This is a genomic window from Streptomyces sp. NPDC005784 (assembly GCF_042871525.1).
Classification (GTDB): domain Bacteria; phylum Actinomycetota; class Actinomycetes; order Streptomycetales; family Streptomycetaceae; genus Streptomyces.
The window spans coordinates 99,734-124,694 of the sequence record NZ_JBIAIQ010000015.1; the positions used below are offsets into that span (position 1 = coordinate 99,734).

The following is a 24,961-nucleotide window of genomic DNA, read 5'->3' on the forward strand; positions in this document are numbered from 1 at the left end:
GTCGGTTCGGCGGACGTCGGCTTGGTGGACGTCGGCTCGGCGGGGGGCGGTTCGGCGGACGACGGCTCCGCAGGGGGCGGTTCGGCAGGCGTCGGCTCGGCGGGGGGTGGCACGGTAGGCGTCGGTTCCGCAGGGGCTGGTTCGGACTGTCGGCGGAGCCGCGCGTCCGCGGTGCCGAGTTCGGGCGACCCCCGGCCCGGCATCCTTGCCGACCGGCCGCCCCGGCCCGTCTGGTCGCGCGACTTCGCCCTGTTCTTCGTCGCGCGTGCCCTTGCCCGGCTCGGCGACACCATGCTGCCGGTGGCCCTCGCCGCGGGACTGCTGCAGTACGGGTACGGGGTGGGTGCCGTCGGCCTCGCCATGGCCGCGTCGGCCGCCCCCTTCGCCGGACTGGTGATCTTCGGCGGAGTGATCGCCGACCGCTTCAGCACCCGCAAACTGATGATCGGCGCCGACCTCGTGCGGCTGGTGGCCCAGTCCATCGCCGCAGCCCTCTTCTTCGCCGACCACGTGATCCTCTGGCAGATCTGCGTGATCGGCGCGGTCAACGGCGTGGCGGGCGCGGTCTTCCAGCCCGGTGTCGCCAGTACCGTGCCGCGCCTCGCCACCGACATACAGGGGGCCAACGGCGCCATCCGGATCGCCGAGTCCGCCGCCCAGCTCGTCGGCCCCGCCCTGGCGGGTCTGCTGGTCGCGTTCGCCTCCGCAGGAGGGGTCTTCGTGGCCCACGCCGGCACCTTCGCGCTGAGCGCCATGTGTCTGCTGCTGCTTCGCCTGCCCCCGGCCGCCCCCGGAAGCCGGGCCCACAGCGGCAGCTTCAAGGCCGATCTCGCCGAAGGATGGCGGGAGTTCAGATCCCGTACGTGGCTGTGGGCCGTCATCGTGATCTGGTGCGTGTACATGATCTCCATCTGGGGCCCGACCGTCCCCCTGGTGGCGACCGAGGTGGTGCAGCGGCACGGCGCGCGCGCCTACGGCCTGATCAACTCGGCACTCGGCGCAGGCACCGTCATCGGCGGGCTCGTCGCCCTGCGACTGCGTCCGCGCCGCATGCTGCGCGCCGGTTCCTTCGCGCTCTTCGCCTTCGCCTGTTTTCCCGCGTCCGTCGGGGCGGGACTCGGCGTGGCCGCCATCTCGGCGGGAGCGGTGATCGCCGGAGCGGGCACGTCGCTCTGGGGCGTGATGTGGGCGACCAGCGTGCAGACGCAGGTCGCGCCCGACGTCCTCAACCGCATCCATGCCTACGACGTCGCGGGCTCCCTGGCGATGATGCCCGTCGGCCAGGCACTCGCGGGACCCGCCGCCGCGGCCCTCGGCGCCGACAACGTCCTGCTCATAGCCGGCGTCATGACCCTCGTCGTCTCCACGGCCCTGCTCTCGGTGCCCGCGATACGCAACCTGGTGCGCGTCGACGGCCCTGTGCCCCGACTGCGGGGCACCACCGCCGCGCCGCTCGAACCGGCCCGGCCGGGCAACCGCCGAACCGTGTGAGCGGGTCGGCCCGGGGGGCATGGGCGGAGCCGTGCCGCCGGGCAGGCGGGAACCGGTCACCTTCCGGATCGGTGATTCGCTCGGACATGAGGTGAGGTCACCGCCGGACGCGTACCGCCCGTCTGCTTCCGTGGGGCGCCGACCGTCCGGCCCGCGCAAAACGGGTGCGCGACCACCGGCACGAGTGCGGTATTGTTTCCGTGCACGTCCAGCCAGGGGAAACCCCAGGTCAGACGGGCATCGGGACGTGGCGCAGCTTGGTAGCGCACTTGACTGGGGGTCAAGGGGTCGCAGGTTCAAATCCTGTCGTCCCGACTTTTTGAGTCGTGGTTCAGAGGCCGTTTTCTCATTTCTGAGGAAGCGGCCTCTGTCGTACCCGGTCACCGTCGGCCGCAGTCGTCCGCCACTCCCCTCCGACCGGGGCCGTACAGCTGTCCGGTATGGCCCGATGGCCGAGAAAAACACTTGGACCGCGTGGCCGCCGTCACGGGACACTACAAATCCTGGCCTGCCCATATGCGTACATCGGCGTCTTTGTGAACCGCACAAGGCGTGGCGGGCTGCCGTACGACGACACAGGGTTGGGATGGCATCTCCTGAATCGCGTCCTGAATCGCGCAAGGCTTTACCGGGCAGGGGCTCGGTGCTCCTCGCTCTTCGCTACTACGGAAGGGAGTTGCGCAGGCTCCGGCGGCTGACGGTGCCCGCCATGCTGATGCCGGCGCTGGGCAACATCGGCATCAGTTACATCGCGCCGCTCATCGTGGCGAAGCTCGTCGGCCGTATCGCGGGCGACGCCGGCGGTGTCTCCATCGGCGCCGCGCTGCCGTACGTCCTCGCCTTCGGCGGCGTCCTGCTGCTCGCGGAGGCCTTCTGGCGCCTCGGGCTGCACTGTCTGAACCGGCTGGACGCCTTCGGCATCGAGCAGCTGTACGTGATCGGCATGGACGAACTGTTCGCCAAGGACGCCTCGTTCTTCCACGACAACTTCGCCGGCTCGCTGACCAAGCGGGTGCTGAGCTTCGCCTCCCGCTTCGAGGAATTCGTCGACACGATGACGTTCCAGGTCGTGGGCAGCCTCGTGCCGCTCGTGTTCGGGTCGGTGGTGCTGTGGCGCTACGAACCGCTGCTCGTCGTCGGACTCCTGGTGATGATCGCCGTGACGGGGTTGTGCGTGGTGCCGCTCATCCGGCGCCGCCAGGCACTCGTCGACCAGCGCGAGGAGGCGATCGCCCTGGTCTCGGGCCATGTCGCCGACAGCCTGATGAACATGGACACCGTCCGGGCCTTCGCCGCCGAGGAGCGCGAGGCGGCCGAGCACCGGTCCCGGGTCGCGGCGTCGCGGCGGCTCACCCTGCGGTCGTGGGACTACGGCAACCTGCGCATCGACACGTTCGTCGCGCCGATGTCCGTCCTGACCAACGCGCTCGGCCTGCTGCTCGCGATCACGCTCGGCGGGGGCGGGCACGGCGTGGAGGCGGTCGTGGTCGCCTTCACGTACTACGCCAACGCGACCCGCATCATGTTCGAGTTCAACCAGATCTACCGCCGGCTGGAAAGCTCGATGACGGAGGCCGCCCAGTTCACCGAACTGCTGATGACGCCGCCGACCGTGCTGGACCCGGATACCCCGGAGCCCTTGCGGTCCCGCGCCGCCGACGTTCACTTCGAACAGGTCACCTTCACCCACGGCGGCGCGAAGCCGCTCTTCACCGGGCTGGAACTGGCCGTGGCCAGCGGAGCGAAGATCGGTCTGGTCGGCCGGTCCGGCGGAGGCAAGACCACGCTCACCCGGCTGCTGCTGCGGATGACGGACATCGACGACGGCCGCATCCTGATCGGCGGCCAGGACATCAGCAGGCTGCGCCAGGCCGACCTGCGCAGCCTGATCGCCTACGTGCCGCAGGACCCGGCGATGTTCCACCGCACGCTGCGGGACAACATCGCCTTCGCCCGTCCGGACGCCACCGAGGCGGAGATCCGCCGCGCCGCGGAGGCGGCGCACGTCACGGAGTTCGCCGACGCGCTGCCGGACGGTTTCGCCACCATGGTCGGAGAGCGCGGCATCAAGCTCTCCGGCGGCCAGCGCCAGCGGGTCGCCCTCGCCCGCGCGATCCTGCGCGACGCGCCGATCCTGCTGCTCGACGAGGCGACCAGCGCCCTCGACTCCGAGAGCGAGATCCTCGTCCAGGAGGCGCTGTGGCGGCTCATGGAGAGGCGCACGGCGCTCGTGGTGGCGCACCGGCTGAGCACCGTCGCCACCATGGACCGGCTCGTCGTCCTCGACCGCGGAAAGATCGTCGAACAGGGCACGCACCAGGAACTGCTCGACTCGGACGGCGCCTACGCGAAGCTCTGGCGCCACCAGTCGGGCGGCTTCATCGACGACAGTCCGGCCCCGGCCGACCAGCACTGAACGCGGGCCCACCCGGCCGGGCCCGCTGACCTCGGGGCGCGCCACGTCCCGCGCGTCCGTCACGCGGGACGGGGCGTGCCCCGAGGCCGCACGGTGGGGCCGTCACGAAAACCCGGCCCACCGGGAGGGCCGGTCGGACGACGGCCCAGGGACCTACGGTCCCGGTCGGGGACCTGTGGCCACTCTTCACGGCCTGCGGCAGGCGGAAAGATCCATCTCGGATCAACTGCTCTGCTGGAGAAGCCGGAAGAGGGAGTACAGCCATGCCCGCGACGACCACAGATCCGGTGCCGGACAGCACGGGACCGGAGCGCGCGCCCGCCGTGAAGGCGGCGCTCGGACTTCCGGCGGCGACCGCGCTGGTGATCGGCAGCATCATCGGTACCGGAGTCTTCGCCCTGCCCTCGGCCCTGGCACCCTACGGTCCGATCTCCCTGGTGGCGTTCGTCGTCGTGAGCGTCGGCGCGCTGGCTCTGGCGCTCACCTTCGGCGCGCTGTCCAAGCGCGTCCCCGGGAGCGGGGGGCCCTACGTCTACGCCCGCCAGGCCTTCGGCGAGTTCGCCGGATTCCTCAACGCCTGGTCGTACTGGATCACCGCGTGGGCCGGGAACGCCGCGATCGTGGTCGCCTGGGTCGGCTACGTCGAGGTCTTCGTCAACACCGGCCACCGCGTCTGGGCCTCGGTCCTCATCGCCCTGGTGGGCCTGTGGATCCCCGCGGCGATCAACCTCTCCGGCGCGAAGAACACCGGTGCCTTCCAAGTGGTCACCACCGTCCTGAAGTTCATCCCGCTCGTCTTCATGGCCACCGTCGGTCTCGTCTTCATCGACCCGGACAACTTCGGTGACTTCAACACCAGTGGCCAGTCGGCGTCGGGTGCGATCTCGGCCGCCGCGGCCATCGCCCTGTTCAGCTATATAGGCCTCGAAGCCGCGTCCGTGGTCGCCGGGCGGGTCCGTGAACCGGGGCGCAACGTCCCGCGCGCCACCGTGTACGGGACCGTCGCCTGCGCCGTCATCTACATCCTGGGCACCCTCGCGGTCTTCGGCACCGTCTCGCACGGCCAACTCGGCGTCTCAACAGCGCCGTTCACCGACGCGGCCGACAACATCCTCGGTGGCACCTGGGCCGGCGACGCCGTCGCAGTGGCCGCCATCGTCTCGGGCATCGGCGCCCTCAACGGCTGGACCCTGATCTGCGCCGAGATGCCGTACGCGGCGGCTCGTGACGGACTCTTCCCGGTCGCCTTCGCGAAGCTGCGCGGACCCGGTGGCGTCCCGGTCTTCGGCATCGTCGCCTCGACCGTCCTCGCCTCTCTCATCACGGTGTTCAGCTACACGCGCTTCGAGGACGTCTTCACCAAGATCGTGCTGCTGAGCGTGCTGACCGCCGTGATCCCGTACCTCTTCTCGGCCGCCGCCCAGCTGTACTGGCTCCTGGTGCGCGGCCGGGACACGCTGTCGGGCGGGCGTCTGGCACGCGACATCACCGTCTCGGCGCTCGCGATGGTCTTCTCCTACTGGTCGATCCAGGGCAGCGGCTACCAGACCGTCTACTACGGGCTGTTCGTGCTGCTGCTGGGACTGCCGGTCTACATCTGGCTCAAGCGTGACCGCGGTGAGTTCGGGGACGACGCCGCCGTCCCGGCGCCCGCCGGAATCCCGCACCCCGCCGACACCGGCGAAGCCGTCCCGCAGCCCGCCGCTGCTTCCGACGCGGCCCCCGCCGTCCCGGCGCCCGTCGTCGCTCCCGATCCGGCCCGCGCCGTCCCGCAGCCCGCCGCCGCTCGCGAAGTCGGCCCCGCCGTCCCTTCGCCTGCCGTCTCTCCCGGCGAGGGCCCCGCCGTTCCGGCGCCCGTCGCTGCTTCCGACGCGGCCCCCGCCGTCCCGCAGGCCGCCGACGCTCCCGATGCGGCCTCCGCCGTTCCGGCGCCCGTCGTCGCTCCCGAGGCGGCGGCCATGCGGGAAGACCCGGGCGAGTCCTCGGTCCGTACGCCGGAGGGCCCTGATCCGGCCCGGCACATCGTTCGGCACGGCGGGCCCGGTGCGGTCGTCGACTTCGCAGAGATCGCCGGGCACCACCACCACGACTGAGTCGTGGCGTCCCCCGCCCCGACCTCGCCCGTGCCCAACTCCCCGAGGAATCAGCTGACATGACCACATTCCACGTCGACTCCGAAGTGGGCCCACTGCGCCAGGTGATTCTGCACCGGCCCGGACTCGAACTCTCCCGACTGACGCCGCGCAACGTCGACGCGCTGCTCTTCGACGACATCCTGTGGGCCAAGCGCGCCCGCGAGGAGCACGACGCCTTCGCCCAGGCCCTGCGGGACCAGGGGGCGCGGGTCCACTACTTCGCGGAGTTGCTCGCCCAGAGCCTCGACCTGCCGGACGCCCGCACCTGGCTCCTGGACCGGGTCGTCACCCCGGCGACCGTGGGGCCCGCCCTGGTGGAGGCCGTACGGACGTTCTGCGCCGGTCTGGACGGCGAGACACTGGCCGGGTACCTGATCGGCGGCCTGCTCAAGGCCGACCTGCCGATCGCCGGCCCGCGCAGTCTCGTGTGGACCGCGCTGGAACCGGACGACTTCGCGCTCGCCCCGCTGCCCAACCACCTCTTCCCGCGCGACAATTCGTGCTGGATCTTCGACCGCGTCAGCGTGAACCCGATGGCCAAGCAGGCCCGGAGAAGGGAGAGCCTGCACGCCGCGGTGATCTACCGGTTCCACCCGCTGTTCGCCGGGTCCGTCAAGGCGCCCCTCCTGGACGGGAGTTCGGTGCGGGACGGGCTCGCCAGCCTCGAAGGCGGTGACGTCCACGTCCTCGGCAACGGGGCCGTCATGGTCGGCATGGGGGAGCGGACCACCCCGATGGCCGTGGAATCCCTCGCGGGCCGGCTCTTCGCGGACGGCACGGCCCGAAGGCTGATCGCCGTCCAACTCCCCTCCAGCCGTGCCTTCATGCACCTGGACACCGTGCTCACCATGGTCGACCGCGACGCGTTCACCATCTACCCGGGACTGGCCGACTCGCTCCGCTCCTGGACCCTCCTGCCCGGCGGCGAACGGGAGAGCGGGTTCGACGTCACGGCGAACTCCGACCTGGCGACCGCCCTGGCCGAGGCGCTCGACCTGGACAAGGTACGCATGCTCTCCGCTCCGCAGGACGTACGCGCCGCCGAACGCGAACAGTGGGACGACGGCAGCAACTTCCTCGCCGTGGCGCCCGGGGTCGTCGTCGGCTACGAGCGCAACGTCACGACCAACACCTATCTGCGCAAGCAGGGCATCGAGGTGATCACCATCGCCGGCGGCGAACTCGGCCGCGGGCGCGGCGGACCCCGCTGCATGAGCTGCCCCATCGAACGCGACCCGGTCACCTGACCACAGCGAGGAGAACCCCCATCATGACCGTCGACCTGCGAGGCCGCTCCTACCTGAGCGAACTCGACTTCACCGGGGAAGAGATCCACCATCTGCTGGACCTCGCCGCGGACCTCAAGGCGGCCAAGCGCGGCGGCACCGAACGCCCCCGCCTGACCGGCAAGAACCTCGCGCTGATCTTCGAGAAGACCTCCACCCGTACGCGCTGTGCCTTCGAGGTCGCGGCCGCCGACCAGGGCGCCGCCACCACCTACCTCGGTCCCAGCGACACCCATTTGGGTGTCAAGGAGTCCGTGCGCGACACCGCGCAGGTCCTCGGCCGGATGTTCGACGGCATCGAGTACCGGGGCTCGGCGCAGGCCATCGTCACCCAACTCGCCAAGTACTCCGGCGTTCCCGTCTTCAACGGTCTGACCGACACCGCGCACCCCACCCAGAGCCTGTGCGACGTGCTCACCATGCGCGAGCACTCCCACAAGCCCCTGACCGACATCAGCTACTGCTACCTCGGCGACGCCCGCAACAACATGGGCAACTCGCTGCTCTCCATGGGCGCCCTGCTCGGCATGGACGTACGGATCGCCGCGCCCCGGGCCCTCTGGCCCGAGGACACCCTGGTGGGCACCTGCCGAGCCCTCGCCGAACGCAGCGGAGCCCGCGTCACCCTGACGGAGGACGTCGAAACGGCGGTCCGGCAGGCCGACTTCCTGCACACCGACGTCTGGGTCTCCATGGGGGAACCCGCCGACACCTGGCGGGAACGCGTCGAACTGCTCCTGCCCTACCAGGTCGACGCCAAGGCCCTCGCGGCCACCGGCAACCCGGACGTGCGGTTCATGCACTGTCTGCCCGCACTCCACGACCGCGGCACCCGTCTAGGCCGCGAACTGTTCGACACCTACGGCCTCGAAGGGCTCGAAGTCACCGACGAGGTGTTCAACTCACCCGCTTCCATCGTCTTCGACCAGGCTGAGAACCGGCTGCACACCATCAAGGCGGTACTCGTGGCCACCCTGGAGGACTGAACCATGCGTATCGTCGTCGCCCTCGGCGGCAACGCGCTCCTGCATCGCGGCGAACGCCCCGACGCGGAGCGGCAGCGCGCCAACATCGACCGGGCGGTCACCTCTCTCGCGGCACTCGCCCACGAGAACGAACTCGTCATCACCCATGGCAACGGTCCCCAGATCGGGCTTCTCGCGGTCGAGAGCGCCGCCGATCCGGCGCTGAGTGCCCCGTACCCGCTGGACCTCCTCGGCGCCCAGACCCAGGGCATGATCGGCTCGATGCTGGCCCGCGCGCTGCGCGCCGCGCTGCCGGGGAGAGCGGTGGCCGCCCTGGTCACCCACACCGTGGTCCGGGCCGACGATCCGGCCTTCGACCGTCCGACGAAGTTCGTCGGACAGGTCTTCCCGCGGGAACTGGCGCAGTCCCTGGCCCGTGCCCGTGGCTGGGACGTCGCGGCGGACACCACGGGCTGGCGCCGCGTGGTGCCCTCGCCCGAGCCGGCCGGGATCGTCGAGACGGACACCGTCCGCGCGCTGCTGGCCGCCGGCACGCTGGTGATCTGCGCGGGCGGCGGGGGCGTCCCCGTCACCGCCGACCGGGACACCGGCGCGCTGACCGGGGTGGACGCCGTCATCGACAAGGACCTCACCGCCGTACTGCTCGCGGAGGAGCTGAAGGCGGACTTCCTGCTCATCCTCACCGACGTCCCGTACGTCTACTCCGGCTACGGAACCCCCGGCCGGCGGCCCGTCCTGGATGCCACCCCCGCCGAGCTGAGGCGCGGCGACTTTCCCGACGGTTCGATGCGGCCCAAGACCGAGGCGGCCGCGCGGTTCGTCGAGCGCACCGGCGGCCTCGCCGCGATCGGTGCCCTCGACAGCGCGTACGAGATCGTCCACGGCAAGGCCGGGACCCTGGTCAGACCCGAACTGCCCATCGGGTAGCGGCACAAGCGGGCCGTCTCGGCAACGGCAGCCGGGGGAGAGCCGGTGGGTCAGGCCGGGTCGGCGTGGTGCAACGGCACCGTCCACTCCAGGACGGTGCCGCTCGGCTCGTTGGGCGTCAGGGCGCAGGTGCCACCGAGGTGGTCCGCGCGGGTGCTGATGTTGCCGAGACCACTGCGGCGGGAGACGTCGGAGCCGATGCCTCGTCCGTCGTCCGCCACGCGCAGCCGCAGCGTGGTGGCGGTGGCCTCGGCCGTGACCTCCACGGCGGTGGCGTGGGCGTGCCGGGCCGCGTTGGACAGGGCCTCGCGCAGGACCGCGACCACGTGTTCCCGCTGCTCGTCGGACACGTCGGTGTCCAGCAGGCCGCTCATGCGCAGGGAGGGGGTGAAGCCGAGTGTCTCGGCCGCACGGCCCACCTCGGTGACGAGCCGGGCGCGCAGACCGGTGGCGCCCGACCGGTCGCTCTCCCGCAGGGCGTAGATCGTGGAGCGCACGACCTTGATCGTGTCGTCGAGATCGTCCACCACCCGCTGGACGCGTTCGGCCACCTCGGGCCGGTCGGAGAGCCGGTTGAGCACCGACTGCAGGCTGAGGCCGCCGGCGAAGAGCCGCTGGATGGCCAGGTCGTGCAGGTCGCGCGCGATGCGGTCCCGGTCGTTGAGGACGAGCAACTGCTCCGCGTCGCGGCGGTGTTCGGCGATCTCCAGGGCGAGCGCGGCGTGCCCGGCGAAACCGGCGATCATCTCGACGGTGGCGTCCGGGAACACGGTGCCGCCCTGCCGGTTCGCGACCTGGAGGACGCCGCGCACCCGCTCCGGGGTGCCCAGCGGAATCACGAACGCCGGGCCGAGTTCGAGAACCGACGCGCTGCCCGTCCCGGTGCGCGGGTCCTCGCTGAGCGACGCACTGACGATGCGCTCGCCGGAGGTGAACACCTTGGCCGCCAGACTCGTCCCGTCCGGCAGGGCCAACCCCCGTACCAGTTCGGCGTCGCGTCCCTCGGCGGACTCGATGACCAGGTCCGTGGTGCCGGTCACCGGCACCGCCAGGGTCACCAGATCCGCGTCGGACAGCTCCCGGACCGTCGCGGTGAACGTGTGCAGGACCTCGACCGGATCGGCACCCGACAGCAGGGTGCGGGTCAGGTCGCTGCTCGCGGCCAGCCAGCGCTCACGGCGCCGGGCGTCGTCGTACAGCCGGGCGTTGTCGATGGCCACACCGGCCCCCGCGCCGAGCGTGCGCAGCACCGCCTCGTCCTCGGCGTCGAACTCGGCCCCGCCGTGTTTCTCCGTGAGGTACAGATTGCCGAAGACCTTGCCGCGGACTTGTACGGGGGTGCCGAGGAACGTGGTCATCGGGGGATGACCGGGCGGGAAGCCGACCGAGTCCGGGTGGTCGCTCAGCACCGGGAGCCGCAGCGCGTGCGGCTCGCGGATGAGGAGGCCGAGGATGCCTTCTCCCCGGGGATAGTTCCCGATGCGGGCGATGGTCTCCTCGTCGATCCCCACCGTGATGAACTGCTTGATGCCGCCCTCTTCGCCGAGGACACCGAGTGCCCCGTAGCGGCAGTCGACGAGCTGAACCGCGGATTCCACTATCTGCCGCAGGACCACGTCCAGGTCCAGGTCGCTGCCGATCGCGAGGACCGCTTCGAGAAGGGTGTGCACCCGGTTCTGGGTGCCGCGCACACGCTGCACCTGCTCCTGCAGGTCCTCGAGCAGGGCGTCCAGCCGGAACTGCGGTGCCGACGGCTCCTCCGGAAGGTTCGCGCTCTGGTCCATTCGTGTTCTCCTCGATCGCCGCCCGACGAAGCCATGATGCCCGACCGGCCGCGCCCGCAGTCGAGCACCTGTGCGGAACGCGGCGGACGGCTTCGGGGCGCAGGGGAGGAACCATGCGAAAGTGAGCCGGGGAGTTGGCGCTACCGGGCGTGCAGGGTCTCCAGCGCTCTGGCCAGCACGCGGGGATCATGGTACCCCTTGTAGACCTCCGGCGGTCGTCCGGGGAGCCGAAGGAGCTCGGCCACCGCGGTCCAGGCGGTACGCACGGAGTACTCGACCGTGAACACGACATCGTCGGGGACCTCGGCGAACTGGCCGATGAAGGCGAGGTTGACCGACCCCTCGGGCACCACCGCGGGCCGGTCGTCACGGCGGCGGACCAGGAACTGACTCGTGATGTACGGCATCACACACGGCACGACGGTCGACGTCTCCCGAACCCGGCCCGTCACGGACGCGTCGAAGCGCAGATGGTGCAGGACCTCGTCGAGGATCTCCCGGCCGGAGCACTCGGTCATCGGCTTGCCGGTGAGATTGCCGGGGCGGTCGGGGGAAAGGCCGTAGCCCCACCAGACCGAGACGCCCTCGGGCTGGTCGCGGTAGACGGGCTGGCGGTTGGCGACGATCGTGAGCAGCCAGTTGGAGGCGGTGAACGTCATCAGACCGCCTCGTCCGGCGGGCCGGCCGCTGAACTTCTCCAGAGCTTCGAGGAACGCCGGGTCCCGGTCGGTGACGGTGAACGACTCCCAGCGGGACTCCTTCACGTTCTTGTCGAAGGCGGCGGGGTTGCCGAAGTCGTCGCGGCCTCTGGCCAGCCGGTTCCAGAGCAGCCACGCGTCGGAGCGGCGCGGCGGCGCGGGGGGTGCCTCGGTGTGCGAACCGAGGCTGGAGGCGTCCGTCATGGAGCCGTTGGTCACCAGGACCAGGTCCTCGGGGGTCACGTCGATCCGCTCGTCCCGGCCGTCGTGGCTCACCCGGATCTGCTCGACCGCGGTGCCGCGATGCCCCGGCGCGAGCCGCAGGTCGGTGACCCGCCACCCCGTCCGGACGATGACGCCCCGCTCGCGGAGCCAGGCCTCCAGGGGGCGCACGATCGAGTCGTACTGGTTGTACCGGGTCCGGTGGATGCCCGTCATGGACGAGAACTCGGGGAACAGGTGGAGGAAGCGCCGGAGATAGCGGCGGAACTCGATCGCGCTGTGCCACGGCTGGAAGGCGAACGTGGTGCACCACATGAACCAGAAGTTCGTGGTGAAGAAGTGCTCGCCGAAGCAGTCCGTGATCCGCGTGCCGTCCAGATGCCCCTCGGGCGCGGCCAGGCAGCGGAGCAGGTCGATCCGGTCCCGTTCGGAGAACCCCATCGAGCGGGTGTCGACGATGTCTCCCTGTCCGTCGACGAGACGGGAGACATCGTCCCAGGCGAACTCCTCGTGCCCGTCGAGAATCTCCCGTGTCACCGGGACCGAGGGGTCGTCGAGGGAGGGGACTGCGGACAACAGGTCGTACGTGCAACGGAATTCGGCCTCGAACATCCGGCCGCCGCGCATGGTGTAGCCGGCCTCCGGGGTGCCGCCCGCGTCCAGGCTTCCGCCGGTTCGCGGCTGTGCCTCGAAGATCTGGATGTCCGAGCCCTCGAACCCGCCGTCGCGGATCAGGAAGGCCGCCGCCGCCAGAGCCGCGATCCCACCGCCCACGAGGTACGCCTTCGTCATCACAGGGCTCCCTGCGCGTCGCCGGAGGCGCCCGTACCGCCGTGTCCGGTGCCATCGGGTTCCGTGCCGTCGACTCCAGTACCGTCGTGCGCCGTAGGGGTGTGCGGTGCCAGGCCGCCGCCGCGCCACGGTGGGGCCTCCTGGTGGTGGCCGGAACGTCCGGAGTGGGCGGCCTGCTCCGTCCGGCGGCGCAGCCGGTCCTTGAGCTGGTCGATCACCTCGCGGCCGGTGGCCTCCTCGGCGAGGACGACCACCTCGTGGCCCCCGACCCGCAGTTCGGCCGCGGCCGACCAGGGGCGGTCCGCATGATGGACCGCCGATCTCGTGATCCGCACCTCGCCGGTGACGTCGGGCAGGCCGGGCCGTCCCACGACCGCGTCGATCTTCGCCCGCGCGTACGCCAGGGTCTCCTCGTCCACCTCGCCGTCGACGCGCAGTCGCACGTCGGGAGCCGTCCGGGTGTTGTCGCTGGTCATGTGAATCCTTCCGAAGATGCGCGGGTGGGTCAGGAGGCTGTGGGGCGGTCGGCCTCGGTGAGGAGGAGGCCGGTGATCAGATCCGGGCGGATACGGACCGTGTAGTCCATGGCCCGCTTCACCCAGGGCCGCAACATCGCCTGGTACCGGGCCAGTTCACCGGGATCGGTGACCAGGGCGGCGAAGCCCGTCACGACCACGCTCCAGCCGAGATGCGTGTCCGGGTCGATGGCGTCGGCCTCGTACGCGACGACGACACCGGACGAACGGCCGCTCTGCCGGGTGTACGCGGTCAGCGCCGCGCCCTCGTGGGTGCGGATGACGATGTCCCCGCCGTGCAGAACGTGGTTGACCGGGCGGATCGTCGGCAACGCGTCCCGGGTGAAGACGACGCGCCCCAGGGACACGCTGCCGAGCAGCCGCAATGCCTCGGTGTCGTCGAGCGCGACGCTCCGCCGCGGTTCCAGGGAATCCGTGCCGCCGCCCCGGACACCAATGATCAACTTCTGTGCCGACTCGTCGCTCACACCGTGCCTCCGGCTGCGGTAGTCCCGCGTTCGCTTCGGCGGGCGGGGGCGCCAGGGGCTACGCGGGGAAAGGGGATCGGGGCCGCGGTCGGCCCCTGGGCCGGCAGTTCGTTCTTGCCCTTCTTGCCCTTCTTGCCGTCCGTGCCCTTCTTGCTGTCCGTGCCGTCCTGGACGTGTGTGCCGGTCGTGCCGCCCGCGCCGGTCGCGTCGTCCGTGCCGCCCGGCCCGTAGTAGGCCGCGCGCATGAGCCGGCTCATGTCGTCGAGCATCGGCATCCGCGGGTTGGCGGGCGCGCACTGGTCCTCGTAGGCGTTGAGGGCCTGTTGGGGCAGGGCGTCGAGGAAGGCGCGCTCGTCGACGCCGAGCGTCCGGAAGGACGGCTCGATGCCCACGGCGTCTCGCAGTCGCTCCACGGCGCGGGCGAGGGACTCCACGCCCTCCGCGGGGGTGGCCGCGGGCAGACCGAGGGTGCGGGCGATGTCCTGGAAGCGTTCGGGCGCGCGGTAACTCTCGTACTTCGGCCAGCCGGTGAGCTTCGACGGGACGGTGCCGTTGTAACGGATCACGTGGGGCAGGAGCACGGCGTTGGTGCGCCCGTGGGCTATGTGGAACGTGGCACCGAGCGTGTGGGACATGGCGTGGACGATGCCGAGGAAGGCGTTGCCGAAGGCCATGCCGGCGATGGTGCCCGCGTTGTGCATCTTCTCCCGCGCCTGCGGCCGGCCCGCACGGTCGTTCACGGCGGCCTCAAGGTGCTCGAAGACGAGCCGGATGGCGTGCAGGGCGGGACCGTCGGTGAAGTCGTTCGCGTACACCGAGACATACGCCTCGATGGCGTGCGTGAGGGCGTCGAAGCCGCTGTCCGCGGCGAGCGCCGGGGGCAGGTCGGCGGCGAGCAGCGGGTCGATGATGGCCACGCTCGGCGTCAGCGCGTAGTCGGCCAGCGGGTACTTCTTGCCGGTCGCGGGATCGGAGATGACGGCGAACGGGGTGACCTCGGCTCCGGTGCCGGAGGTGGTGGGGATGCACACCAGCCGGGCGCGCTCGCCGAGGACCGGGAAGCGGAAGGCCCGCTTGCGGATGTCGGAGAACTTCTGGCGCATGTCGGCGAAGTCGATCTCCGGCTGCTCGTACAGCAGCCACATCACCTTCGCCGCGTCCATGGGGGAGCCGCCGCCGAGCGCGATGATCGTGTCCGGGCGGAAGTCCCGCATGAGACGGGCACCGCGCCGCACCGAGTCGATGCTGGGCTCGGGCTCGACGTCGTCGATGATCTGCACCGTGACGGGCTCGGCCCGGCGCTGCAGGACGCGGCCGACGCGGTCCACGAAACCCAGCCGGGTCATGGTCGCGTCCGTGACCACGGTGACCCGGTGCACGTCCGGCATCGAGGCCAGATAGCGGATGGCCTGCGGCTCGAAGTAGATCTTCGGCGGGACCTTGAACCACTGGAGGTTGTTGTGCCGGCCGCTGACCCGCTTGATGTTCAGCAGGTTCGCCGCGGAGACGTTGTTGGACACCGAGGTGCTCCCCCAGGAGCCGCAGCCGAGGGTGAGCGAGGGCAGCAGGCTGTTGTAGACCCCGCCGATCGCGCCCTGCGAGGAAGGGGCGTTGACGATCACCCGTACCGTCTTCATGCGCTTCCCGTACTCCTCGGCGAGCGCCGGGTCTCCTGTGTGGATCACCGCGCTGTGGCCCTGGCCGTGGAAGGCGACCATGTCGGCGGCCAGGTCGAAGCCCTGCCGCACCGACCCGGCCCGCAGCACGGCCAGCACCGGGCACAGCTTCTCGCGGGTGAGCGGCTCCTCGGGACCGACCCGGTCGGCCTCGACCAGGATGACCGAGGTGTCGGCGGGCACCGTGAACCCGGCCTGTTCCGCGATCCAGGCCGGGCTCCGGCCGACCGCCTTCGCGTTCACCTTGGGTTCGCAGCCGCTGTTCGAGACGGCTCCCGGGAAGAGGTACACCTCCAGCTTGCGCTTCTCCTCGGAGGTGGCCAAGTGGGCGTGCAGCGTGCGGAATTCGGCCACGGCGGAGTCGTAGATCTGGGTGTCGAGGATGACGGCCTGCTCGGAGGCGCAGATCATGCCGTTGTCGAACGACTTGGACAGGACGAGGTCGTTGACAGCGCGGCGCAGGTCGGCACTGCGGTGCACATACGCGGGTACGTTCCCGGCGCCCACGCCGAGGGCCGGCTTCCCCGCCGAATAGGCCGCCTTGACCATGGCGTTGCCGCCGGTCGCGAGAATCACGGAGATGCCCGGGTGGCGCATCAGGACCCCGGTCGCCTCGACGGACGGCGTCTCGATCCACTGCACGCAGTGCTCCGGAGCACCCGCGGCGACCGCCGCGTCCCGCACGATACGGGCCGCCTCGGCGCTGCAGCGCTGGGCCGAGGGGTGGAACGCGAACACGATCGGGTTGCGGGTCTTCAGCGCGATGAGCGCCTTGAACAGGGTCGTGGACGTCGGGTTGGTCACGGGGGTCACCGCGCAGACCACGCCGACGGGCTCCGCGATCTCGATCATGTCCTCGATGTCGTCGCGGGCGATGACCCCGACGGTCTTCATCCGGCCCATGCTGTGCGTGACGTGCTCGCACGCGAACATGTTCTTGGCGGCCTTGTCCTCGAAGACCCCGCGACCTGTCTCCTGCACGGCGAGCAGTGCCAGCTGCGTGTGATGGTCGAGGGCGGCGACCGAGGCCTTCTTGACGATGTGGTCGACCTCTTCCTGGGTCAGGGCCTCGTAGTCGGCGAGCGCCTTGAGCCCGTTCGTGACCAACTGGCCCACGGCGACGGTGATGTCGGAAGGGGCCTGGGTGGCGGGAACGCCGGCGGAGGGAGTCGTGGCGGCAGGAGCGTCGGCGGGAGGCCCCTCGGCAGAGGGCGCGTCGGCGGGAGGAGCGGTCCGGGTTCGGTCGTCCTGCGGGGTCATGGCGGGCGTTCCTCCGTCGTCGTGGGCCGGTGCCGCGGGTCGGCGGCGGTGGGAATGCGGCGCCGCGAGGGACCGGCGCCGCTTCCTCACGAAGCCTCGCGCGATCTCTCCTCGTCACCCACGTCCTGTTGGTCCCCGGCCGGGGACCAACAGGCCCCGGCTCACGCGGGCCGGTGGGCCCACGCAGGGCGGGCCGCACCGCACCGGACCGGGTGCGAAGTCGAGCTGTGCCGTGCCGGAGTTGAGCCAGTCAGGTCGAATCGCCGGGCCGAGTCGAGCCGGATCGAGCGAGTCGCGCCAAGTCGAGTCGGCCCGAACCGGGTTGAGCGGAGTCGAGCCGAGCCCGATCTTCGAAGGCCGGTGGGTCTCTCGCAGGACAGTGAGAGGCAGCATCAAGTCCTGGGACCGCGAGCTCTAGCTGCGCCTCACCGGGCGGCAGCTGGAACCCACGCTGGCCTTCGCCCGCCGCCTGGCCGAGCTGGGCAAGGAGGTCTGGGTCCGCTTCGTACTGGTCCCGGGCCTGACCGACGCCACGGAGAACGTGGCGGGAGTCGCCTCCTTCGCGGCGTTCCTGGGCAACGTCACCCGCGTCGACGTCCTGCCCTTCCACAAACTCGGCGCCGCCAAGTGGGAGGAACTGGGCAAGGAGTTCACCCTCGCCGAGACCTCCGTCCCGACCGCCGCCCAGGTCGCCAAGGTCCGCTCCGTCTTCACCGCGTGCGGCCTGAAAGCGCTGTGAACTCCCGGTCGTGGCCCTTTCGCGGACCCGGCGGCGGCACCGCGGCGACACCCGTGGCGGCACTGGGGGGCGGCTCACCCGGCCGGTCGGCAGGCCGGCGGGCTGTCCGCACGCCGGTCGACTGCCCCCTACCCCTCAGCGTTCAGGCAGCCAGTGGTGGGCGATCCGGTGTGAGGGGTGCCGCTCGGGCGGGTGGGTGTCATCGACGCGGAAGGTGAGGCTGTTCATGACCCCGACAACCCCGTCCACCCGCCACGTCAGCCGGATGGCCTGCGGGATCTCGCTCCGGTGCTCCAGGCGTCCCTCCAGTGTCACCACGCCGTCGGCGACCGAGACGATCACGGTGTGGGGCGGCAACGACAGGGTGTGACCCATTACCTCGTCGGTCACCTCCCGGCGGATCTCCTCGTCCGTCCGCAGGAAGACCCGCAGCAGGTCGCGACGGGTGGCGATCCCGATCAGCCGGTCCTCCTCGTCCACCACGGGAAGCCGTTCGATGCGATGGCGCTCCATCACCCGGGCGGCATCGGCCACGCGCTGCTCCGGATGCACGGTGATCGCGGGCGTCGACATCAGCTGCTCCGCGGTCGTGGCACGGGCCGGCTCGGCCTCGGCACCCGCCGCACGGCGCGCCACCCACTCCGGACGTGCCGACCGCGGCAGCCCGCGGAGCAGGGACGGCAGACGGCGGCCTCGTCCCTGCCCTGGGTCGGACCGGGCCGCCTGCCGGCGCAGCAGATCGGTCTCCGAGATCACACCCACGACCTTGTCGTCGTCGTCCACCACCGGCAGTCCGCTGATCCGATACCGGTCCAGCAGCCGTGCCACGTCCTTGAAGGACATCCTGCGGTGCGCCTCGACGACCTCGCTGGTCATCACCTGCCCGACGATGAGGGTCATCTCGCCATCTCGCTTCCTTCTCGGATGGCTCCAGCGTTCCTTCCCGGCGCGCGCGGGGGCAGGGGCCGACCGTCCTCGGCCAGGGGCCGGACCGTCCCGGCAGGGGGGGTCAGAAGACCCGCGCGCGGGGAACGCCCCTCGCCCCGGGCTAGCCCTTGAAGCCGACCCCGCCGTACAAGGACACCGGCTCGTCGCCGATCGGGGTCTCGCCCTCCGCGAGCTCGGGACGCCAGTCCTTCACGGAGACGACGCCCGGCTCGACCAGGTCCAGTCCCTCGAAGAAGCGGCTCACGTCGGCGTGTGAACGGCCCACGAGGGTGACACCGCCGCGCGCGTACGCCTCGATGCCCCGCCGCACGTCCTCCGGCTCGAAGTCGGCGGTCATCGCGGACAGCGACAGGAAACTGCCCGGCGCCAGCGCGTCGACCAGGCTCTCCACCAGCTCGTAGGCGCCACTCTCGTCGGCGATGAAGTGCATCAGCGCGATCAGCGACAGGGCCACGGGACGGTCGAGGTCGAGCACGCGCGCGGCCTCGTCGAGGATCTTCCGCGGCTCGCGCACGTCCGCCTGGACGTACTCCGTCCTGCCCTCCGGGGTGCCGCGCAGCAGCGCCTCGGCGTGGGCGAGGACGATCGGGTCGTTGTCGACGTACACCACCCGTGCGTCCGGGGCGGTGCTCTGCGCGATCTGGTGGAGGTTGGGCTCGGTGGGAATGCCGGTGCCGATGTCGAGGAACTGGCGGATTCCCGCCGTGCGCACCAGGTGGCGCGTGGCCCGCTGCATGAACCAGCGGTTGCTGCGCGCGGCCCGTTTGGCGCCGGGGTCGCGCGCCGTGATCTGCTGCCCGAGCCGCTCGTCGACCGGGTAGTTGTCCTTGCCGCCCAGGTACCAGTCGTACACCCGGGCCGGATGTGGCCTGCTGGTGTCGATCCGGTCCGCGGTGGACTCCGTCCCCGTCATACGACAACTCCCTGCTCGGCTGGGCCTGTTCACCCCGTCAACCCGTGTTCGGCGGGGTGTACGGGCAGTGTGCCACCGCGCGGAGGGCGGGGCGTGCGCCGCCGTCGATCCTCGGCCACCAAGCGGCCACCCGGCCCCGGGCGTCCGGGACGGATGGGTGGATACCGGCCGGAGGGGGATCTTCCCAAGGGCCCGGAGCGGGGCTATAGTCCGAAACTAGCAGTGCTAATTAATGGCAGTGCTGATCAAGCGTGTGCTCATCAATATCCGGTGTCCGTCTCCGGTGTCCGTCAGGAGTCCTGTCGTGCGTCCCGTCCACTTCGCGGCCGCCCGCCGCACGCCCATCGGCAAGCTGCGCGGGGCCCTGTCCTCCGTGCGGCCCGACGACCTCGCCGCGAGCGTCATCCGCGCTCTGGTCGCCGAGGTGCCCACGCTCGATCCGGCCCGCGTCGACGACGTCTACTGGGGCGCCGCCAACCAGGCCGGCGAGGACAACCGCAATGTCGCCCGGATGGCCGCGCTGCTCGCCGGACTGCCCGACAGCGTGCCCGGCGCCACCGTCAACCGGCTCTGTGCCTCCGGCCTCGAGGCCGTCACGACGGCGGCCCGCGCCATCGCCTCCGGCGAGGCCGACATCGTGCTCGCCGGCGGCTCCGAGTCGATGAGCCGGGCCCCCTTCGTCCTGCCCCGACCGGACGAGGCGCTGCCGCACCGCATCGAGACCGTCGACACCCGGCTCGGCTGGCGGCTGGTCAACCCCGTGATGAAGGAGCTGCACGACGTCCTGTCGATGGGGGAGACCGCGGAGGAGGTCGCCGAGCGGTACGGCGTCTCGCGCGAACGGCAGGACGCGTTCGCGCTCCGTAGCCACCAGCGTGCGGCGGACGCCCGTAAGAACGGGTACTTCGACTCCGAACTGCTCCCTGTGGAGCGCCCCGACGGCGTGATCGTCGACAGCGACGAATGCGTACGGGAGGACACCTCGCTCGACAAACTGGCCCGCCTCAAGCCGGTGTTCCGCGCCGGCGGCACGGTCACCGCGGGCAACGCCTCGCCGATGAACGACGGTGCGGCAGGCGTGCTGCTCGTCAGCGAGGAAGTCCTGAACGAACTCCACCTGGAGTCCCTTGGCCGGTACGTCGCCGGAGCCTCGGCCGGCGTCGACCCCGACGTCATGGGCATCGGCCCCGTGCCCGCCACCCGCAAGGCACTCGGACGCGTCGGCTGGACCGTCGCCGACATCCAGGAGGCCGAGTTCAACGAGGCGTTCGCCGCCCAGGCCCTCGCCTGCGTGGACCGCCTCGGCATCGACCCCGACCTCGTCAACCCGACCGGGGGCGCCATCGCGCTGGGCCACCCGCTCGGCGCCTCGGGCGCCCGTATCCTCACCACCCTGCTGCACCGCATGCGCCGCACGGGCGCCGAGCGCGGCCTGGCCACGATGTGTGTCGGCGTCGGGCAGGGCACCGCGGTCCTGGTCGAGCGCCACTGACGCCCCGGCCCGCCGTCGTACGCGCGGGGCGCCACGGGACGCCGTACCCCCCGCGTGCGGCCGCCCGGTCCGTTCGCTCCCACGCGATCACGACGGCGGGCGGTCCGTTCGCTCCCACGCGATCACGGCGGCGGGCGGTGTGGTCGTCCCCGTGCACCCGAAGGTCCTCAAGAGGGATCCGCGCGCCCGCTGCACCGGGTGACCCACGGCGACCTGGCGGGACCCTCCTCACCCGGGCGAGTTGCGTGGGCATAGCATCGGCCCCCGCATGAACACGATGACGCTCTGGCACATATCCACCGGGGAGTTCGCCGCTCTCGCCGCCGCGGCTCTGCTCGTCGGCTTCTCCAAGACCGCCGTCAGCGGCGCCAACACGGTCAGCCTGGCGGTCTTCGCCGCCGTACTGCCCGCCCGCGCCTCGACCGGCGTTCTGCTGCCCCTTTTGATCGTCGGCGACGTGCTCGCCGTCGCCACCTACCGGCGCCACGCCCACTGGCCCACGCTGTGGCGCCTGTTCCCGGCGGTTGCCGCCGGGGTCGTCCTCGGCACGGTGTTCCTGGTGTGGGCCGACGACGGGGTCGTACGGACCTCTATCGGCGCGACTTTGCTGCTGATGACCGGGATCACCGTGTGGCGCCGCAGGGCCGCCGTCCAGGACGAGGAACCCGACTCGGTCGTGACCCGCACGGGCCGTATCAAGGCACGTTCCTACGGTGTGCTCGGCGGCTTCACCACCATGGTCGCCAACGCGGGCGGCCCGGTCATGTCGATGTATCTCCTGTCGACGGGCTTCCGCAAGCTCGGCTTCCTCGGCACCTCCGCCTTCTTCTTCCTCATCGTCAACGTCTCCAAGCTGCCCTTCAGCGCGGGCCTCGGCCTGATCAACGGTCGTTCGCTGCTGCTGGACGCGGCCCTGGCCGTCTTCGTCGTGCCGGGGGCATTCCTCGGGAAATGGGCGGTGAAGCGCATCAACCAGCTGCTCTTCGAGCGCCTGGTGATCGCGGCGACGGTGGTGGGCGGAGTGCAGCTGCTGCTGTGTTGACTCCGGACCTCCGGACCTCCGGACCTCCGGACCTCCGGACCTCCGGGGCGCCCCGGCCGCCGTCTCCGCCGCCGCCGTTCCCGTACCCCGTACGCTCGGTCCATGTCCCCCCACGTCCTCCTCCTCGGCGGTACGACCGAGGCCCGCGAACTCGCCGCCGAACTGGCCGCGCGCCCCGGCGTGCGGGTGACGACCTCGCTGGCGGGCCGGGTGTCCCGGCCGGGAGCGCTCGAAGGGGACGTACGGACCGGGGGGTTCGGCGGGGCGGACGGACTCGCGCGTTGGCTGCGCGAACACCGGGTGGACGCCGTGGTCGACGCGACGCACCCCTTCGCGTCCGGTATCAGCGCGAACGCGGCACGGGCCGCGGTGGCGACCGGGATTCCCGCCGTGGTGCTGCGCCGTCCCGGCTGGCGCCCCGGCCCCGGCGACCGCTGGCACCCGGTGGACTCCCTCGCCGAAGCCGCCGCACTGCTGCCCGAGCTGGGCCGCCGTGTGTTCCTCAGCACGGGCCGCCTCGGTCTCGCGGCCTTCGCGGATCTCGCCCGGATTCATTTTCTCGTACGTTCGGTGGAGACGCCCGATCCGCCGCTGCCGCCGGACACCGAAGTACTGCTCGCGCGCGGTCCCTTCACCGTGGGCGACGAGAAGAGCCTGCTCCGCGGGCATCGCATCGATGTCCTGGTGACCAAGGACAGCGGAGGAGCCGCGACCGCGGCCAAACTGACCGCCGCCCGCGACCTCGGCCTCCCCGTGGTCGTCGTACGCCGTCCACCCCTCCCGAAGGGCGTGAGCGCGGTACCGGACATCGCGTCGGCGCTGGCCCTGCTGGACCTCGGCCCGAGCTGACCGGCCGCCGGATCCGCCGCACAGCGCGCAACCCCGTCCCGGTTCCCGGTCCCAACGGCGCACCCGCGCACCGCTGTTCGCGGCCGGCCGGGCGCCGGCCCGGGCGCGGGACCCGTCAACTCGTCGTGGCCGACGTCAGTTCCGGGGTCCGGTCGGGCAGGCCCTGGGTCAGGTCCTCGACCAGCAGACGCTTGGCGATCGTGTCGACGGCGGCGCGCAGTTCCGTGCCGGACGGGCGGCCGACATCCTGTTCCACGCGCTCGGCGAGCCATCGGCCCCAGGCCTCGCTGATCACCCGTGCCTCACGTTCGCCCGCCGCGGTGTGCGAGAACAGCGAGCCGTGCCGGGTCAGATAGCCCTCCTCGACCATGCGGTTGAACACCGGGACGAGCACCTCGGGAGGCAGATGGCGCCGCGCGGCGATCAGCGCGAGGTTGGCGTGGCCGACCATACGGGTGAACAGCTCCACCTGCATCACGGCCCAGGCGCCCGCCACATCCAGCCGGGTGTCGGACTCGGAGACGATCCGTCGCGCGGTGTCCATCTCCGTGGTGCCGAGGATTTTCGCGACCGAGAACTCCAGCAGCCGCTGGGAGTTCGCGGTGGACGGCGACGCGAAACCCTCGCCCATGTCCGTCGACCCCATGCGCGCGCTGTCACGCAGCTCCACCTGCTTGAGGAAGAGCGCCACGACGAAGCCGAGGACCGCGACCGGAACCGTCCACAGGAACACCGTGTGAATGGTGTCGGCGTACGCGTCGATGATGGGCGCGGCCGCCTCGGACGGCAGCCTGTGCAGCCCCTCCGGACTCTGCGCCGCCTTGGCGATGACGACCGGCCCGGCCGCACCGGTCTCCGCGGCCGCCCTGACCCCGTCGGCCAGGTTGGGCTTCAGCGCGTTGGTGTAGATCGTGCCGAAGACGGCCGTACCGAACGAACTGCCCAGCGTGCGGAAGAAGGTGACCCCGGACGTGGCGGTGCCGAGGTCGGTGTACTCGACGGTGTTCTGCACGGCGATCGTCAGCACCTGCATGCACAGCCCGATCCCGGTGCCGAGCACGAACATGTACAGGGACTCCAGCCAGGCCCCGGTGTCCGGTCCCATACGCGACATCAGATAGAGCCCGACCGCCATCACCAGGGAGCCGACGATGGGGAAGATCCGGTACTGCCCGGTCTTGCTGACCACGTTCCCGCTGAAGACCGACGCGATGAGCAGCCCCAGGACCATGGGCAGTGTGCGCACACCGGAGAGGGTGGCCGAGTTCCCGTCCACGTACTGCAGATACGTCGGCAGATAGGTCATCGCGCCGAGCATCGCGAATCCCACGATGAAACTGAGGATCGAGCAGACCGTGAAGACCGGGTTGGAGAACAGCCGCATCGGCAGCATCGGTTCGGCCGCGCGCGTCTCCACCCAGCAGAACAGGCCGAGCGCCACCAGACCGCCCACGAAGAGGCCGATGATGGCCGGCGATCCCCAGGGGTACTCGTTGCCGCCCCAACTCGTCGCCAGGATCAGGGCGCTGGCCCCGACCGCGACGAGCGCGATCCCCAGATAGTCGATGACCGGCCGGGTCACCGACTTCACCACGGGAATGGTGCGGGCCGCCGCGATCACCACGACGATCGCGAGCGGCACGTTGATGTAGAACGCCCACCGCCACGACAGATGGTCCGTGAACAGTCCGCCGAGCAGCGGCCCGATGACCGTGGCCACACCGAAGACGGCACCGATCGCGCCCTGGTACTTGCCCCGCTCGCGCAGCGGGATGACATCCGCGATCAGCGCCATGGAGGTCACCATCAGACCGCCCGCGCCGACGCCCTGCAACGCCCGCCAGGCGATCAGCAGCGACATGTTCGTGGCGAGCCCGCACAGGAACGAACCCGTGATGAAGATGATCGCCGACGCCTGGAAGACCACCTTGCGGCCGAACAGGTCGCCGAACTTGCCGACCAGCACCGTCGCGACGGTCTCGGCCAGCAGGTACGCGGTCACCACCCAGGACATGTGCGCCGCGCCACCGAGATCCGACACGATCGTCGGCAGCGCGGTGCCCACGATCGTCTGGTCGAGCGCGGCGAGCAGCATGCCCAGCACGATCGTCGCGAACACGACGTTGCGGCGGCGGTTGTCCAGCACCGGCGGTCCGGGCGCCGCCGCGGGTGGCGCCGCGTCCTCCGTGATCGTCATAATCGCCACCCTCACACCGGCGGGCTCACCGTGCATGCGGGGCGACCCGCCCGGCGTACCGCCGCACTGGCACTGTCCGGGACCGCGCCCGCGGACTCGCGCCCA

17 protein-coding genes, 1 tRNA gene and 1 pseudogene are annotated in these 24,961 nt (G+C 71.1%); 11 read left to right on the plus strand and 8 right to left on the minus strand.

Annotated features, from left to right (window positions below; translation table 11 throughout):
* Nucleotides 1-171: 171 nt before the first annotated feature.
* The 7 genes and pseudogenes from ACFYR3_RS23740 (at nucleotide 172) to ACFYR3_RS23770 (ending at nucleotide 9,241) form a co-directional block, all read left to right on the plus strand.
* On the plus strand, nucleotides 172-1,491 hold the full coding sequence (locus ACFYR3_RS23740; protein WP_355853781.1) for an MFS transporter: 1,320 nt from the start codon (nucleotides 172-174) through the stop codon (nucleotides 1,489-1,491).
* Between the two features lie 241 nt (nucleotides 1,492-1,732).
* Nucleotides 1,733-1,806, plus strand: a tRNA-Pro gene (locus tag ACFYR3_RS23745).
* Between the two features lie 328 nt (nucleotides 1,807-2,134).
* Complete coding sequence (locus ACFYR3_RS23750; protein WP_389284672.1) at nucleotides 2,135-3,907, plus strand: ABC transporter ATP-binding protein; 1,773 nt, start codon at nucleotides 2,135-2,137, stop codon at nucleotides 3,905-3,907.
* A 362-nt stretch (nucleotides 3,908-4,269) separates the two neighbouring features.
* Nucleotides 4,270-5,541: pseudogene (locus ACFYR3_RS23755) on the plus strand (amino acid permease); the annotation flags it as partial.
* A gap of 518 nt (nucleotides 5,542-6,059) precedes the next feature.
* Nucleotides 6,060-7,289, plus strand: coding sequence for an arginine deiminase (locus tag ACFYR3_RS23760; protein WP_389284673.1), 1,230 nt, complete (start codon nucleotides 6,060-6,062; stop codon nucleotides 7,287-7,289).
* Nucleotides 7,290-7,312: 23 nt separating this feature from the next.
* Nucleotides 7,313-8,314, plus strand: a complete 1,002-nt coding sequence (argF, locus tag ACFYR3_RS23765) for an ornithine carbamoyltransferase (protein WP_355853793.1) — start codon at nucleotides 7,313-7,315, stop codon at nucleotides 8,312-8,314.
* A gap of 3 nt (nucleotides 8,315-8,317) precedes the next feature.
* Nucleotides 8,318-9,241 (plus strand): carbamate kinase, encoded by a 924-nt coding sequence (locus ACFYR3_RS23770; RefSeq protein ID WP_355853796.1) that lies wholly within the window; start codon nucleotides 8,318-8,320, stop codon nucleotides 9,239-9,241.
* A gap of 50 nt (nucleotides 9,242-9,291) precedes the next feature.
* Here the strand turns inward: ACFYR3_RS23770 and ACFYR3_RS23775 are convergent, their stop codons facing one another.
* The 5 genes from ACFYR3_RS23775 to adhE form a co-directional block, all read right to left on the minus strand.
* On the minus strand, nucleotides 9,292-11,025 hold the full coding sequence (locus ACFYR3_RS23775; protein ID WP_355853799.1) for a GAF domain-containing protein: 1,734 nt from the start codon (nucleotides 11,023-11,025) through the stop codon (nucleotides 9,292-9,294).
* A gap of 140 nt (nucleotides 11,026-11,165) precedes the next feature.
* Nucleotides 11,166-12,737: an oleate hydratase gene (locus ACFYR3_RS23780; RefSeq protein ID WP_355853802.1), complete on the minus strand. Its 1,572-nt coding sequence runs from the start codon at nucleotides 12,735-12,737 to the stop codon at nucleotides 11,166-11,168.
* Nucleotides 12,737-13,213, minus strand: coding sequence for a hypothetical protein (locus ACFYR3_RS23785; RefSeq protein ID WP_355853805.1), 477 nt, complete (start codon nucleotides 13,211-13,213; stop codon nucleotides 12,737-12,739). The genes ACFYR3_RS23780 and ACFYR3_RS23785 overlap by 1 nt, the downstream gene beginning before the upstream one ends.
* A gap of 29 nt (nucleotides 13,214-13,242) precedes the next feature.
* Complete coding sequence (locus ACFYR3_RS23790; protein ID WP_355853838.1) at nucleotides 13,243-13,710, minus strand: pyridoxamine 5'-phosphate oxidase family protein; 468 nt, start codon at nucleotides 13,708-13,710, stop codon at nucleotides 13,243-13,245.
* A 26-nt stretch (nucleotides 13,711-13,736) separates the two neighbouring features.
* Nucleotides 13,737-16,676: a bifunctional acetaldehyde-CoA/alcohol dehydrogenase gene (gene adhE / locus ACFYR3_RS23795; protein WP_389284674.1), complete on the minus strand. Its 2,940-nt coding sequence runs from the start codon at nucleotides 16,674-16,676 to the stop codon at nucleotides 13,737-13,739.
* A 541-nt stretch (nucleotides 16,677-17,217) separates the two neighbouring features.
* Here adhE and ACFYR3_RS23800 point away from each other — a divergent pair.
* Entirely contained in the window at nucleotides 17,218-17,415 is a 198-nt protein-coding gene (locus ACFYR3_RS23800; RefSeq protein ID WP_355853811.1) for a hypothetical protein, read from the plus strand.
* 135 nt (nucleotides 17,416-17,550) lie between these two features.
* Here ACFYR3_RS23800 and ACFYR3_RS23805 read toward each other — a convergent pair whose 3' ends face one another.
* Both ACFYR3_RS23805 and ACFYR3_RS23810 read right to left on the minus strand, forming a co-directional pair.
* Nucleotides 17,551-18,315: a CBS domain-containing protein gene (locus tag ACFYR3_RS23805; RefSeq protein ID WP_355853814.1), complete on the minus strand. Its 765-nt coding sequence runs from the start codon at nucleotides 18,313-18,315 to the stop codon at nucleotides 17,551-17,553.
* A 148-nt stretch (nucleotides 18,316-18,463) separates the two neighbouring features.
* A complete protein-coding gene (locus ACFYR3_RS23810; RefSeq protein WP_355857747.1) occupies nucleotides 18,464-19,276 on the minus strand; it encodes an SAM-dependent methyltransferase in 813 nt (270 codons plus the stop codon).
* 304 nt (nucleotides 19,277-19,580) lie between these two features.
* Here ACFYR3_RS23810 and ACFYR3_RS23815 point away from each other — a divergent pair, with 304 nt between their 5' ends.
* The 3 genes from ACFYR3_RS23815 (at nucleotide 19,581) to ACFYR3_RS23825 (ending at nucleotide 22,659) form a co-directional block, all read left to right on the plus strand.
* Nucleotides 19,581-20,768 carry a thiolase family protein gene (locus tag ACFYR3_RS23815; RefSeq protein ID WP_355857745.1) on the plus strand — a complete coding sequence of 396 codons (1,188 nt, stop codon included), beginning with the start codon at nucleotides 19,581-19,583 and terminating at the stop codon, nucleotides 20,766-20,768.
* A gap of 268 nt (nucleotides 20,769-21,036) precedes the next feature.
* On the plus strand, nucleotides 21,037-21,810 hold the full coding sequence (locus tag ACFYR3_RS23820; RefSeq protein ID WP_389284675.1) for a sulfite exporter TauE/SafE family protein: 774 nt from the start codon (nucleotides 21,037-21,039) through the stop codon (nucleotides 21,808-21,810).
* Between the two features lie 102 nt (nucleotides 21,811-21,912).
* Nucleotides 21,913-22,659 carry a cobalt-precorrin-6A reductase gene (locus tag ACFYR3_RS23825; protein WP_355857740.1) on the plus strand — a complete coding sequence of 249 codons (747 nt, stop codon included), beginning with the start codon at nucleotides 21,913-21,915 and terminating at the stop codon, nucleotides 22,657-22,659.
* A gap of 115 nt (nucleotides 22,660-22,774) precedes the next feature.
* On the opposite strand, the gene ACFYR3_RS23830 is transcribed toward ACFYR3_RS23825, so the two are convergent.
* On the minus strand, nucleotides 22,775-24,856 hold the full coding sequence (locus ACFYR3_RS23830) for an MDR family MFS transporter (protein WP_356786484.1): 2,082 nt from the start codon (nucleotides 24,854-24,856) through the stop codon (nucleotides 22,775-22,777).
* Nucleotides 24,857-24,961 lie beyond the last annotated feature (105 nt).